A 14517-nucleotide genomic window follows, 5' to 3' on the forward strand; every position below is an offset into this window, starting at 1 on the left:
TCTTATTAAAAACAACTGGAAAGCATTGGGTTAAGAAGGCAAATACACAAAAGATAGTTGCTTTATCTATACCATGTGATCCCAGCAAAAAGGATAGAGGGGTAATTCCTTAAAGTTCCAAATCACTCAACGCACGGTAATTTTGGACTCGTAAATAATCAATTCGGGGATTAGATTGTCTAGACAACGGCGGGGGGAATAGGGGGATGATGGGTAAGTGTCTGGGGGGATGAGGGTATGGAGAGTGCCATCCCTAGGATTATCGACTAGGTTAGAGAAGAGATGATAAGCTGATGTGCAGCTAAATTTTAATATTGAAATCGTCGTCAGGGGAGTGGGGAGTGAAGATATACTTTTTTAAATGCGTGACAGCTTATCGCTCCACTCCCTTCCCCCTGCCCCTCAAGTGCGATAGAATGCTCAATCAGGTCTATAAACTGGCATGTAACTGGCAAGGGGATTAAACGAAGTTGGCTTTGACTACAAGTGGATTGGGAAATACAGAGAATTTGGATTACTCAAGCGGGAACGAGCATCAAATTAATACTTTAGTAGATTTACTACAAATCAGGGCTAGACACCAACCTCACAAACAAGGGTTTATCTTCCTTAAGGATGGCGAAACGCCAAGCTTAGAGCTAACCTATCAAGAGTTAGATACCCAAGCACGCGCGATCGCAGCTAGGTTACAATCTCAAGGAGCTACTGGAGAACGTGCTTTACTCCTTTATCCTTCCGGATTGGATTTTATCGCGGCTTTCTTTGGCTGTTTATATGCTGGAGTAGTCGCTGTGCCAGCTTATCCACCTCGACCCAATCAAAAGATATCTCGGATTGAAGCCATTGTCGAGGATTCGATGGCTAAGTTTGCTCTCACTACAACTTCTTTGTTAGATAGCATTGAGCGTAAGTTTGCTGAAAATCCCACCGCCACACCACTACAATGGTTGACTACTGATAATATTGATAGTGACACAGCCGCCAATTGGCAAACGCCAAACTGCGATCGAAATACTTTAGCCTTCCTCCAATATACCTCCGGCTCAACAGGAACACCAAAAGGTGTGATGATTTCCCACGGGAATCTCATCTACAATTCTGCCCTAATTAATCGGTGTTTTGAAGACACATCCAATAGCCATGGCGTTTCCTGGTTGCCACCTTATCACGACATGGGACTAATTGGTGGAGTATTACAGCCTCTCTATGTTGGGGCTACCATGATGCTCATGTCGCCTGTAGATTTTCTCCAGAAACCTTTTCGCTGGTTAGAGGCAATTTCCCGCTATCAAGTTACTACGAGTGGTGGCCCAGATTTTGCCTATAACTTGTGCCTCCGGAAAATTAAACCCGAACAACTCCATAGTTTAGATCTTAGTAGCTGGAAGTTAGCTTTTACTGGAGCTGAACCTGTCCGTACTAAAACCTTAACAGAGTTTGCAGAAATGTTTGCCCCTTGTGGCTTCCGTCTTGAATCATTTTATCCATGTTACGGGATGGCAGAAACCACATTAATTGTTACTGGCGGTTTGAAAAGTGCCCCTCCCGTTATTTGCGATGTCCAAAGTGCAGCCTTGGCAGAAAATAAGGTAATCGCAGCTAACGGTTTAGGAGATAGTCGGAGTTTAGTTGGTTGCGGTAGTACCAGGTTAGAGGAGAAAATTGCGATCGCAAACCCAGATTCTTTCACCCATTGTACAGCTCATCAAGTCGGTGAGATTTGGGTATCAGGTCCTAGTGTCGCTCAAGGCTATTGGCATCGCGAAGACTTGACAAAAGAGATATTTAATGCTTATTTCTCAGATACTAAGGAAGGACCATTTCTCCGGACAGGGGATTTGGGCTTTTTCCAAGAAGGAGAACTATTTATTACAGGACGTTTAAAGGATTTAATTATTATTAGAGGAAGGAATCACTATCCTCAAGATATTGAACTAACAGTAGAACATAGTCACCCAGCTTTACGCCCGGGTAATGGCGCGGCATTTTCTGTTGAAGTGGATAATGCGGAAAGGTTAGTAATTGTTCAAGAAGTAGAAAGAACTCATCTGCGAAAATTGAATGTAGATGAAGTTATAGAAGCAATTAGAAGAAATGTATCCACACATCACGAACTACAAATAGATGCCGTTATCCTGATTAAAACGGGTACTATTCCCAAAACATCCAGTGGCAAAATTCAGCGCCACGCTTGTAAAACAGGATTTATCGAAAATAGCTTGACTGTGGTAGGAGAGTGGAAATCAGGAATAGAGTGGGTGGGGGCGAGTTTTGAAGATAAATTATCGGTTGATAGCAAAACCAATATGGTAAACCAGCCCCTAGAGTCGTCATTACCCAAACAACAAACACCAACAACAAACACCAACAACCAACAACAAAAAACAAACGATATAATCCAATGGCTCCGTAGCTACGCCAGCGATCGCATAAATTCCCGTATAATCGACGAACGTCGCACTATCCCGCCATATATAGTCCTAGATTTCGGGAATCAGGGACTATTGGGAATGCAAGTGCCTCAAAGTTATGGGGGACTTGGACTGAATAACGTCGATACCTTACGAATTATGGAACAACTCGGCGCAATCGATCCGACTATTTCCCTATTTGTTGGTTTGAGTAATGTTTTAGGAATTCGCCCCATCCTCAACTATGCAACTCAGACAGTAAAAGATGAACTATTACCTATTTTAGCCAGAGGCAGAGAATTAGGAGCATTTGCTTTAACCGAGCCAGGTGCAGGCTCAAATCCTCAAGCTATCTCATCGCGAGCATTACCAGATAATCGAGGAGGATGGCGCATTTCTGGTACTAAAATATGGAGTGGTTCCGCTGCTTGGGCTGGTGTAATTAACGTATTTGTCCAAAATATTGACGCGCAGGGGAAAGCTAACGGAATTAGCGGATTTGTTGTCCGTCAGGGCACTAAAGGATTGCGCCAAGGACCAGAAGCCCTCACCATGGGAATGCGAGGTATGATTCAAAATACGGTGTACTTTGAAGATGTACAAGTATCGCCAGAAAATCTCCTCGGTGAAGCAGGAAAAGGGATGAATGCCGCCCAAGATGCGATGATGTATGGGAGATTGGCAATCGCCGCATCCAGTATCGGCGGGATGAAACGCTGCGCCCAATTAATGTTGCGATATGCGACAGCGCGGACAATTTCCACAGGGCGATTACTAGATAATCCTACAACACTTACTCGTGTCAGTAATTTAACTGCTGCGATTACCGCCACAGAAACATTAATTTCCCAAGTTGCCAGATTTCTAGATGAAGGTATTGTCGTTCCCGTCGATGCCTATGTTGTCTGTAAAATAGCAGGGCCAGAATTCCTTTGGCAAGCCGCAGATCAACTAGTGCAACTTTTAGGCGGACGAGGTTATATTGAAACAAATATTGCCCCACAGATTCTCCGCGATGCCAGAATTTTGAGGATTTTTGAAGGCCCGACAGAAACACTAACCATGTTCCTAGGTTCCCGCGTTATTAATTCTAGCACCGAACTAGAGCAATTTTTAGGAGAGCGATTAGGCGCAAAGCAAATCGCAGAAAGACTTAAAGCCGCAGCGGAAGAAATTAGCCAACGCAGTCGGGGCGATTCTGCTACTTTCAGCGATAATACCACTGCTATTCGTTGGTCTTACAGTCTAACTGGAGAAGTGGCATTATACGCAGTATTATGGGCAGGAGTTCAAGCCCAAATCAAACAAAATCCCTCCCCACAACTCCATCGTGCTTTAGAATGGACTAAGCTAAACTTTGAACAAACATTAGCCAAAGCCCTAACAGGTACACCAGCAGAATCAGTAGTAATGACTCCCAATCAAACTACCGATTTAGTTTCTAGTTATATTGAAACTATTGGAGATTTAGAACAGACTTTAGCTGGGGAAGATCATGAATTAGATAGTTTATTAAAACGAGGGATAGTAACAGGCGAGACACCTATTCTATCAATTACAAATAACCCATCCGCTGCCCAATCTCCCACCAAATCAGCAATAACCAATAACCCATCCGCTGCTAAATCCGCTGCCCAATCTTCCCCAAAATCAGCCACCCCATCCGTTACATCCGTTACCCCATCCGCTGCCACCACTCAATCAATTAAAAACTGGATGGTAGAATGGCTAGTCAAAGAATTAAAACTCCCAGCCAAATCTATCGACACTAGTAAATCATTTGCCGATTATGGACTTGATTCAGTAACAGCAGTCGAACTTTCAGATGCGCTGCAAGATTGGTTAGGAATTACACTATCACCGACTTTAGCTTACGATTATCCCACGATTGAGTCTATGGCTCAGTATTTGTCTGGTGAAAGTGGGAAAGAGACGGAAGAAGTAAGGGTTGAGAAAGGAGAAGTGAATGATTTTTCTGTCGATTTAGCTTCTGAAGAAATAACAAAAGATTCTAGTGGAGATGAGGAAGTAGATTTGTTGTTAGCTGAATTAGAGGGATTGTCGGCGGAGGAAGCAGAAGCTTTGCTGGGTAAGCAAATTTGATCTTATTGTTATTGGCATAGATATCCTATTTTTGCTATGTGGTGGTGATAAAAGTACCCAAGATCGAGATATTCTTAAAGCAAAGCAGTATTGGAAAGATTTTCAGAATAGACAAAATGCCAACCCATAAAAGCTACCACTCCTATCTAATCGAATCCTTAAAAGATCCGGCAGAAGCGGCTGCTTATCTAGATAGTATCTTAGAAGATGGGGATCTTGACCATATTTTATTAGCACTCAAAAACGTAGCCGAAGCCCGTAGAAGCACGATTGACGCTTCAAACCAAACAGATTTTAATTGGGAGAAATACTATCCGTCATTGACTCAGGAAGAAGTTCCTGTGTTTGACTACTAAAGAAATCCAGTTTTTGAGATTTTTCAAAATAGTTAATAAGTATTGATAGCATCTCCCCGACGGAAAGCCTCATAAAGCTGCTCAAATTTACCATCAACAACTCCATCAACCTCTACAACTCGGGTTATTTTACCCAGCAAATCTGATATCGCTGCTAAATTTTCACCAAACCAAAGTTTATATATTAGTTGGGAAAGAGCAAATTTATCTTCTGTACTTCCTGAGTCAAAAATTATTTTCAGGGCTTCCGTTACTGCTTCTTTAGTTATTCCCTCATCAGGTTGAAAGTTATCTAACGCCTCATAGAGTAAACGATTAGCCCTATCAATATCGAGCATTTTTAGATCCTCTTCTGTTGGAACTTCAAGATCCTCTTCATGCAAAGTTACAGTTAGGAAAGATTCTGGATCGTCGGGATCGAACCCTAGTGGAACCCCATGCTCGTCACTGAATTCAACTTCATAGCCCCAAACAGGTGTGTAGTTATACACCATAACTACTGTCCCTATAATTCCGGCTTTGTACTCTTTGTATGGTAAATCTTTTTTTAACTTAACTAACTGATTTTCCTCAAACATTTTCTTGTTCGCTTCTATTACTTTTATTCTACCACTAAAGAAACCAGGTTTTTTTCTCGAAAACCTGGTTTCTGAGATTTGCCAGAAATCTGCTGCTGTAAGGAAGGAACGATCTAATCTACAGCTTCAAGCTCCTCTTCATCCACTGCTTGAAAGTTACAGTGGTTTCCGATGCGATGAGGTAGCAAGAATGAAAAAATTGATTCATCAAATGTCTAGGGCTGATTAACTGTGCCGCATTACAGCGGGAACTGTTGTATCTTTACCCTCATAGAGCAAACGATTAAACATACCAACATTGATATTTTTTAGTTTCTCGTCGTCTACAGGTTCAAGATCCTCTTCATGTAATGTTACAGTTAGAAAATATTCCGGATGATTGGGATCGTATCCGAGCGAAACCCCATTCTCATCACTGAATTCAACTTCATAGCCCCAAGGAGGTGTGCCGTTATAGACATAAACTGCTGTACCGATCATTCCGGCTTTGAGTTTGTTGTATGGCAAATCTCTTTTTAACCTAACTCCCTCATTTTCCTCAAACATTTTCTTGTTCGCTCCTCTTAATTTTTTTCGACGTATGCTGTTGTCAATCGAATGGTTTTGTCATCATATCTAATAATCCATCCAGTGACAACATTCCGCGTCCTACCATTAGCACCATTAACCCTAATTATTTGACCGTATAGATCCCCCTGATTGTTTCTTCCTCTTGGCTCTGCCTCTTCTCGATTGAACACTAGCTGTGTAGCTAAATCGTCCATATTTAACCTTGTAAATCCCAAAACACTCTCAAAAACTCTTGCTTTATCCCTTCCTCCTCGATCGTGATCTGGATTCAGTGAATAGGTGTATAGTTTACCTTCAACACTTGCTCGCCCAATTGTTTCTTTGGCACTTTCGGGAAGAACATCGGAATCATAAAGTTCACAGGTAGATTCTATGTTTGGTATATATTTATTATGAGCAAATGAACGAGCCGTGCCGCTCATAATTACTGTTCCTCGTCTACCAGATAGAGTTAACCCGTTGAAAGGACCAAATTCAACAGATAAACGACCTCTCACAACTTGGCTGGGAGTCGGAATATCGGGTTGAATCGTTTTATTTTCGTTATTGGAAAAGCTGAAGTTAAGATTAACTTCCGTAAGGCGATCATCTTCATTATTATTAGAAGTTAATCGCCAAATAGCGATCATTTGACGGTTAATTTCGCCAAAGGTATTTAACCTAGCTGTGCCTCCATCGAATGTTTGTTCTGCCTGGTTGCCATAGGCAATTAGGGTTGGATCGTAACTATTGTTTATTAGTGTCTCAGGTTTTGCCTCCGATGTGGATCTGACTGCTTTTGTGTTTAGATTAGGATCGCTTTCTGTCTTGTTATTTTCTGTTTCTTTGGGGTTTGGCTTTTCTTGTACCAACTCCTCAGCAGTCGGCGCACTAATCTTATCCACCAAATTTGGGGTTATAGTATCAGTCTCTTGCTGAGATTTATTTCTTGATTCGCCAACTTTATCCTCATCACCATAAACCCCTCCACCAAACTGAATCTTTTCCCCTTCAGTCGATATTTTATCATTATCTTTTTCTGCCTCATCTGACTGGAATTCTTGGGGTTTTTCTTGATAATTATTCTCTACCTGACTAACACCAGATTTTGGCTGAATTACTGCTTCTGGAGTTGGATTAGGTGGAAATACAGGAATCTTTGCCCCATTGTAACCAAATTGCTCTAACTTGGAAAATTTAGCCTGTAAATCTAGTTTTTCTTGGGATTGAGTTTCAGGATTATCTGTCGATTCTAATTCTGTCAGTTGCTCCGAATCGGATTCTTTCTCTTCATCGTCAGAAACTCCTTCTCCCAAATCATCTCTCTGAATATTTTCTGCTTCAGTGGATATTTCCTCGTTTTCTGCTAACTCTTCAGATGGCTGTAATATTTCAGATTGTTGTTGGGAATTATCCTGTACCTGACTATCAGCAGATGTGGACTGAATGGGTGATGATAAAGTTGGATCTGGTGGAAATACAGGAATCTTCGCCCCATTGTAACCAAATTGCTCTAACTTGGGTAAAATAGCCTGAATCTCTTCTCTGGCAAGGGGTTTAGCTAATTTTCGGGGGGGGGGTAAAGAGTCGAGTTTGTAAGAAATCCGTGTTTGGTACAGAATTGGATTTCCTGTCAGCGTTTTTTCTGATGCGATCTCGGCTACTCATAATAACAATAAACCCTGAAGTGGTAGAGCTAATCGATTGGGAGGAATCTTTGAGACGATTGTAGAATATTTTCTGAGATTTGAAACATTAGGGATGTAACGTTATGTTAACGTAGCCGAAGCCCGTAGAATCCAGATTGAGGCTGAAAATGAAACAGATTTGAATTGGAAGAAATACTATCCAACTTGCAGTAAACACGCAGAATCCGTAGAGCAGGCATCCTGCCTGCGGCTGACAACCGGAACCCCTATCCTACATTCTATGATGAACCGCAACTTGCTATAACTTACCGACTAATGTAAACAAGCCTAAATCCTAAAACTTTCTTCTCACTACCTACTGCCAACTGCCTATCGCTTGTGCCAGAATCGATAAAAGTGGGCATGTTGCAGCAATAAAATGATCGAACAAATTCTACGGCAGCGATATAAAATTATCGAGAAGTTAGGCTCCGGTGGGGTGGGGGAAACTTATATCGCAGAAGACTTGGATATCCCCGTCTCCCCCAAACCCAAATGCGTCGTTAAGCGACTCCATCCCAAAGCCATCGATGCGGATAATCAGCGCCTCTTCCAGAAAGAAGCGGAAATGCTTTACAAATTGGGCGAAAACCACGACCAAATTCCTAAGCTTTTTGCCTATTTTGAGGAAAATGGGGAATTTTTTTTGGTGCAGGAATTAATTGAGGGGCATAACCTAACTGAGGAATTAATTCCGGGAAAACCCTGGAGTGAAGCGGAAGTTACTCAATTATTACAAGAAATTCTAGAGATATTGGCATTTGTCCATCAGCATAATGTTATTCACCGAGATATCAAGCCATCAAATATTATGCGGCGAAAAGCAGATGGCAAACTAGTTTTAATTGACTTTGGTGCGGTTAAAGAAGTCAGCAACTTAAAAACAAATAGCAACGATTCAACCACCCTGACAATTGGCATTGGTACATTTGGTTATATGCCCAGCGAGCAGGCTTTGGGAAAACCTAAACTAAGTAGCGATATTTATGCGGTAGGAATGATGGCAATTCAAGCCCTAACCGGAATATCACCAAAGCAACTGCCTGAAGATGAAAATGGTGAACTAATTTGGCAAAATCACGCCCATATCAGCGATGAATTGACTAATATTATTAACCTTATGGTAAGGTATCACTTCAACCAACGCTATCAGTCAGCCATCGAAGTATTACAAGATCTTAAACCGGATACAGTCCATGAATGTCCCCAATCTTCCATATCGACACTCACTCCAGTTAAAGTTGAGGATAAATGGGGTTACAAAGACCAAAATGGACAATTAGTTATTACTCCTCAATTTGAAAAGGCGGGTAAATTTTCTGAAGGACTAGCAGAAGTAAAAATTGGCTCTAAATGGGGTTATATTGACCAGAGCGGGCGGGTATTAATTAAACCTGAATTTGATAAGGTTTGGAGTTTTTCAGAAGGGCAAGCTAGGGTCAAATTTGGTGATAAGTCCACTTATATCGACAAGACAGGTAAAATCTTGTTTGATGAAGCGAGTAGCTTTTTTGAAGGGTTGGCAAGAGTGAAAATTGGCGAGCGCTACGGCTATATTGATAAAACGATACAAGTCGTCATCCCAGCTCAGTTTGACAAGGCTTGGAACTTTTCCGAAGGGCTGGCGGTAGTGAAAATTGGCGATCGCTATGGTTATATTGATAAAACAGGGGAATTAGTCAATCAACCCCGATTCGAGCAGGCTTGGAGCTTTTCGGAAGGAATGGCACTAGTCAGAATTAGTGACAAGTACGGTTATATTGATAAGGCTGGAGAATTAGTCAGTCAGTTGTTTGAGGAAGTTGGCAGTTTTTCTGAAGGATTGGCAACGGTGAAAATTAACGAAAAATGGGGCTATATTAATAAGACAGGACAATTGGTAATTCAGCCACATTTTTCTGTTGCTAGTAATTTTTGCCAAGGGAAAGCAAGTGTTGAACTCAAAAATAAGTTGTTGGGTTTATTACCAATGGGCGAGCAGGTGGGCTATATTGATAAGACGGGGAAATTTATTTAAAAAACTATTCCTCCCCACCCTGTAAAGGATTGGGAGGAATAGTGTTCGATCGATCAATTATCTATTAAACTGAGTTTAATAGCGATGCTACATGCCGGAACCAAGTCCGACATAAGCACCGTAGAAGAAAATACCGACAACTACAATTACACCTGTACCAGCGACAGTAGCAACTAACCACAAAGGAATTCTTCCACTTTCAGACACAGCTTTTGCCTCCTAATTGCAACTAAAACTAATTACACCGATCTGCTTACATTGAGCCAGTTAATTAAAGAAATAACTGGAAAACAGAATACCGAGAACAAAAATCAACAGTAAACCTAAGTACAGAGAAGTCCGGTTGAGTTCAACTGGCTGACTATTGGGATTGGGCGCTTTTTCTGGCATAATGGTTTCTCCTATCGTTGAATAAACTGCATAGCGGCAATAGCGCCTAAAAAGAAGACACTAGGAACGGCTAGGGTATGAACAGCCAACCATCTAACCGTAAAAATCGGATAGGAAACTGGTTGATTGGGACTATTAGTTGCCATGATTTTCTTACCTTTTGTCCAAAAAATTACTTGATAAATTCTTCGATTTCCTGTTTCGCATTAAAGCGATCCGTGATAATCGGCAATTCTTGCCGATCTTGGGTGTAGTACTCGTTAGGACGGGGTGTACCAAAAGCATCATAAGCTAAACCCGTCTGGACAAATAGCCATCCGGCAATAAACAGAGCGGGAATTGTGATGCTGTGAATAACCCAGTAACGAATGCTGGTGATAATGTCCGAAAACGGACGCTCTCCTGTAGTACCTGACATTGCTGATTCCTCCTTCCGAAAATCGATTATAGTATTCTCACGGCGGTTAAAACTACCGACTCGCGTTTCATCCCCGACCTTGAGGTCTAGGTTTTTCACACTTTCCGTATTTTTATTATCATACGAAAAAGGAGCGCATTAATACAAGCGGCTAGTGGGTTTTAGCTCTTAGATTTTGAGTTTTCGGTCGTAACTACCCAAAACCTAATACCCAAAAGATCTCAAGCGGCTGACTCAGGCTGCTCATACTTTAGTAAAACACCATTGTTACCCAGGATAAATCCCTTTTCTGGTGTTAGAAAGACAATTTTGTACAAGTTAGCGGGTATATTCTCAGCCTCGATATCTTTTAACCAGGTTTTTCCTCCATCTAAACTGCAAAGCAAACTACCACTACCGCCTGAGATCCAAACTTCTTCTGGCGTGCGGTAGGCTAGATCGAGCAATCCTAAACTAGTCCTCTGATCCGGATAGAGAGGATCTTCCCAGGATTCTAAATCCTCACTGGCGCTAAATTGAAGGACACCTCCCCGCCCTAGGAGCCAAAGATTCCCATCTTGAGTAAATCCCATACTTTGAAGGCGTTTGGAACTAGTACGATTGTGTTGCACCCAAGCAGTTTGTCCAGGTTCCCAAGTGGAGTAGAAACTCCCGTTAGAGGAAACGGCAACGTATTCACCATCAACGGAACGGTAAATATTGCGAATCACACCAACTGCTTGTTCAACAAGCGCTTGCCAGGTTTTCCCCCCATCAACAGTCCGATAAATAGCACCAACCGTAGTACTTATTTCAGCAGATTGGGGTCCGAGAGCCAAAATAGTATTGGGATCGCCGGGTAATCTGGAACTTAATCGAAGGCGAGACCAAGATGTGCCACCATCAGTCGTATGGAGCAAAATAGCAGGCGCTCCCGCAATCCAGCCTTCGTCACCCGAAAAGCTAACGGAGGTGAAGCGATAATTTAGTCCATCTAACTCTACAACTTTTTCCTGCCACGTATCGCCGCCATCGGTTGTTTCTAAGAGAGTGGCATTACTCCCCACCATCCAGCCACGATCAGAGTCTCCCGTAAAACCAACATCCTGGAGGGTAGAGTCAGTAGGGAGGGTAACCACCTCCCATGGGTTATAACCCAAGGATGGAGCTGATTTACAGCTAATACACAAACAGGCGATCGCCAATAATATTACAATTCGTTGCAGTATTTTCATCAAATCTCTCATCAACAATCATCTCTCCTGCGGTTTCCTCAAAGGGTGATGGCTAAGTTGTGATACTTGCCAGCCCCCTAACCGCAATCGTCAAAAGCATTGAAATCATTGGGTTTTAGGACTTTGACTCCCTAACTTTTGACTTGCCTTACACCGATACTTCAATTCAAACCGTAAAGACTCAAAAAGAATAAAAATGCCAAGGCTAAAGCGCCAAAAATCGCGAGATTCTTTTGTCCCGGCGTTAAGTTATTCACCCCCAATCCATAGTTCAGGTTCTCCTGAAACCCAGAAGGGGCATTCTTTGCACCAATATTGGTAAAAACAGACTTCTTAGCGCTGCACACAGGGCAACGCCAGTCAATAGACAAGTCGTCAAAAGCCGTTCCAGGTGGAACATTACTAGTGCTATCTCCCTTACTCGGCTCGTAAACATAGCCGCAAGCACGACATTCGTAGCTTGCTGGGGCAATTTCAGCCAGGGTTTGCTCTTTGGCGCGATCGCTCATAGCTTACAAGCTTTAGAAGCAATTATTAAAATGTATGTTAAAAAATTTATCATATAACGGGACAACTGGGGAGAGTAGGGAGTAGGGAGTAGGGAGTAGGGAGTAGGGATCTATAGCTCCCCACTCCAAAAACCTCCGCGTACCTCTGCGCCTCCCTCTGCGCCCTCTGCGTTAAAAAAAACGACCCCACTAAAAACCCTCAATTCCCCATCCCACTCCAAGCCCCCGAAGGAATAAAAGCACTCCAAAAATAAGGATGCTGATATTTCTTATCCTTCAACATCTCCAACTGCACCTGACGCAAAGCCTCACTCCTTCCCTCATTCTTCAACAACCGAGTATAATACTTCACCATCAAATCCTTAGTACCCTCATCACTAACACTCCACAAACTCATCAACTGACTTTCTGCCCCAGCTATCACCAAAGCCCGTCGCAAACCATAAACACCTTCACCATTTTCCGCATCTCCCACCCCAGTTTCACAAGCAGATAATACTACTAATTTTGTTCCATATAATCTGAGATAAGTAGTTTCCAAAGCAGTTAAAACTCCATCCTCATCACCACTTTGGCGTTTATTACTACCTGCCAATACTATTCCAGAACGTAATAAGGGATTTTCGGTTTGATTTGGCGATAAATTTTTAGGATTATCAAAACGCGGTACGACACCCAAACCTCTATCTTCATTCAAATTAGCAGAGGCAACTAACTCTAAATCAGTTAAGAAGAAACCATGAGTAGCAATATGGAGAATTTGGGGACTTTTAATTTGTTTGAGAGCATTTTCTGTAGCTTGTGTACCTGTTAATAAAGTAACATTTTTCAAGAGAGTAGCAATAGCTTCAGCTTCTATTTTTGTACCGGGTAAGGGATTAAATTGAAGTCCATCGATTTCCGAGGAACGACGGTTGGCGATTTGAGTGGGTTGGGTTGGAGAATTACTAATTTGACTGGGAGAGTTATTAGCTAGACTTGCCCCAGATTTATTGAAATCCACATCAGCCATTAACAGAGGATTATCTTTACTTTCCCCCCGATTCTGTAACCTGATTAAATCCCTTCCGGTAGTGAGGTAATTAATGGAATAATTTTCCACTAAATATTGGTTGTTTTCATCAATTAAAGCTGCAAAGGGAATCAGATTTAATTGGCTATCTGGGGAAAGTAAGATAGTTTTAGTATTTCCCAACAGTGGGCGGATGGGTTTCATGACTTTCTCATCCAAACTCCGGGCTATTTTCTTAATTAATAAGTCTTGTCTTTGTAAGGAAGTGCGGAATTCCTTGACAGTTTGGTTAATTGATTCTGCTTCACCTAAATCTACCCATTTTGGTTCCCCTGTGGAGTGGAGGATGTAGGCGGCGTAGTGAGGTTTTCCCCATTCTTCCCCTGATTTAGCTTTGGGGTTGAAGGGGTAGTAAGAGATTATTTCTACTAAAGCTGTATCAGTTGGAATTAGTTTTTGAATAGCTTCAATAGTAACTGGTTGAGAAGCGATGCGGAATTCGTTACTGCGACTAGCTAATTCTGCTTCTTGTCTGTCGGCTTTTCCTTTTAAGTTAGCGACTTGGTTTTGGTATTCTTCTGTAGTAAGATTGGCTGGTTTATTGAAAATTAGGGCGGCGAGTTGGGTGCGAGTGTTAGCAAGTTCATCTAATAATTGTTGGTTTTCGGGGGTGATGTTTTGGCGGATTAATTTGAGGTTATCGGTGACTGCATCTAAAATTCTCCCTTTGCGGCGGAGGATGGTGGTGAGGGCGAGGCGAATTGCTTCGGGATTGTTGGGGGCAGCTTGAGTGTGGAGGGAGATACTACGATCGATTGTACCAGAAATAGTTGCCATGTATTCCTGTTTCTGACGTTCGCTACCTACGGTAAGGTTAGTATCTAGGTTGGTTTCCTGAATATCTGTACTTTGAGTGAGGTATTTAATTGCACTAGTTTTGTCACCTTTTGCTTGGTATAAAAATGCCAAATTTTCGAGGCTTCCTGCGATATCAGGATGCTTTTCTGGCAGAATTTCCTGAAACATAGCCAAAGCTTGGCGAAAGAGGGGTTCGGCTTCGGCGTATCTCCCTTGACTTTCGTATAAATATGCCAAGTTGTTGAGGCTATTTGCGACAAGGGGATGCTTTTCTGGCAGAATTTCCTGATTTATAGCTAAAGCTTGGCGTAAGAGGGGTTCGGCTTCGGCGTACCTCCCTTGACTTTGGTATAAAGCTGCCAAGTTGTTGAGGCTTCCTGCGATATGAGGATGCTTTTCTGGCAGAATTTCCTG

14 protein-coding genes and 1 pseudogene are annotated in these 14517 nt (G+C 42.2%); 4 read left to right on the top strand and 11 right to left on the bottom strand.

The window, feature by feature from the left end; genetic code table 11:
* Positions 1–187 (bottom strand): annotated as a pseudogene (locus NJ959_RS30665) (AAA family ATPase); the annotation flags it as partial.
* A 283-nt stretch (positions 188–470) separates the two neighbouring features.
* On the opposite strand from NJ959_RS30665, the gene NJ959_RS30350 reads away from it, so the two are divergent.
* Together NJ959_RS30350 and NJ959_RS10425 are read left to right on the top strand one after the other, a co-directional pair.
* Complete coding sequence (locus NJ959_RS30350; RefSeq protein ID WP_309242595.1) at positions 471–4514, top strand: AMP-binding protein; 4044 nt, start codon at positions 471–473, stop codon at positions 4512–4514.
* 116 nt (positions 4515–4630) lie between these two features.
* Positions 4631–4870, top strand: coding sequence for a helix-turn-helix domain-containing transcriptional regulator (locus NJ959_RS10425; protein ID WP_254011684.1), 240 nt, complete (start codon positions 4631–4633; stop codon positions 4868–4870).
* Between the two features lie 32 nt (positions 4871–4902).
* Here the strand turns inward: NJ959_RS10425 and NJ959_RS10430 are convergent, their stop codons facing one another.
* The 3 genes from NJ959_RS10430 to NJ959_RS10440 form a co-directional block, all read right to left on the bottom strand.
* Positions 4903–5448: a DUF4926 domain-containing protein gene (locus NJ959_RS10430; RefSeq protein ID WP_254011685.1), complete on the bottom strand. Its 546-nt coding sequence runs from the start codon at positions 5446–5448 to the stop codon at positions 4903–4905.
* A 225-nt stretch (positions 5449–5673) separates the two neighbouring features.
* Positions 5674–5994 carry a DUF4926 domain-containing protein gene (locus tag NJ959_RS10435; protein ID WP_254011686.1) on the bottom strand — a complete coding sequence of 107 codons (321 nt, stop codon included), beginning with the start codon at positions 5992–5994 and terminating at the stop codon, positions 5674–5676.
* Between the two features lie 17 nt (positions 5995–6011).
* Entirely contained in the window at positions 6012–7313 is a 1302-nt protein-coding gene (locus NJ959_RS10440; protein WP_254011687.1) for a DUF6883 domain-containing protein, read from the bottom strand.
* 62 nt (positions 7314–7375) lie between these two features.
* Here NJ959_RS10440 and NJ959_RS10445 point away from each other — a divergent pair, with 62 nt between their 5' ends.
* Both NJ959_RS10445 and NJ959_RS10450 read left to right on the top strand, forming a co-directional pair.
* A complete protein-coding gene (locus NJ959_RS10445) occupies positions 7376–7528 on the top strand; it encodes a hypothetical protein (protein ID WP_254011688.1) in 153 nt (50 codons plus the stop codon).
* 536 nt (positions 7529–8064) lie between these two features.
* The gene (locus NJ959_RS10450; RefSeq protein WP_254011689.1) at positions 8065–9702 is read left to right on the top strand and encodes a WG repeat-containing protein; all 1638 of its coding nucleotides are present in this window, start codon (positions 8065–8067) and stop codon (positions 9700–9702) included.
* A gap of 87 nt (positions 9703–9789) precedes the next feature.
* Here NJ959_RS10450 and NJ959_RS10455 read toward each other — a convergent pair whose 3' ends face one another.
* The 7 genes from NJ959_RS10455 to NJ959_RS10485 form a co-directional block, all read right to left on the bottom strand.
* Positions 9790–9909: a photosystem II reaction center protein J gene (locus NJ959_RS10455; RefSeq protein WP_254011690.1), complete on the bottom strand. Its 120-nt coding sequence runs from the start codon at positions 9907–9909 to the stop codon at positions 9790–9792.
* A 60-nt stretch (positions 9910–9969) separates the two neighbouring features.
* Positions 9970–10092, bottom strand: coding sequence for a photosystem II reaction center protein PsbL (gene psbL / locus NJ959_RS10460; RefSeq protein ID WP_254011691.1), 123 nt, complete (start codon positions 10090–10092; stop codon positions 9970–9972).
* 11 nt (positions 10093–10103) lie between these two features.
* Positions 10104–10238 carry a cytochrome b559 subunit beta gene (gene psbF, locus NJ959_RS10465; RefSeq protein WP_254011692.1) on the bottom strand — a complete coding sequence of 45 codons (135 nt, stop codon included), beginning with the start codon at positions 10236–10238 and terminating at the stop codon, positions 10104–10106.
* A 26-nt stretch (positions 10239–10264) separates the two neighbouring features.
* Positions 10265–10510: a cytochrome b559 subunit alpha gene (gene psbE / locus NJ959_RS10470; RefSeq protein WP_254011704.1), complete on the bottom strand. Its 246-nt coding sequence runs from the start codon at positions 10508–10510 to the stop codon at positions 10265–10267.
* A gap of 221 nt (positions 10511–10731) precedes the next feature.
* Positions 10732–11736 carry a photosynthesis system II assembly factor Ycf48 gene (locus tag NJ959_RS10475; RefSeq protein WP_373693638.1) on the bottom strand — a complete coding sequence of 335 codons (1005 nt, stop codon included), beginning with the start codon at positions 11734–11736 and terminating at the stop codon, positions 10732–10734.
* A gap of 149 nt (positions 11737–11885) precedes the next feature.
* Complete coding sequence (locus NJ959_RS10480; RefSeq protein ID WP_254011694.1) at positions 11886–12233, bottom strand: rubredoxin; 348 nt, start codon at positions 12231–12233, stop codon at positions 11886–11888.
* Positions 12234–12432: 199 nt separating this feature from the next.
* The coding region (locus tag NJ959_RS10485) for a CHAT domain-containing tetratricopeptide repeat protein (protein ID WP_254011695.1) at positions 12433–14517 on the bottom strand (2085 nt) is incomplete at its 5' end.

Source organism: Limnofasciculus baicalensis BBK-W-15 (assembly GCF_024178385.1).
Lineage (GTDB): Bacteria > Cyanobacteriota > Cyanobacteriia > Cyanobacteriales > Coleofasciculaceae > Limnofasciculus > Limnofasciculus baicalensis.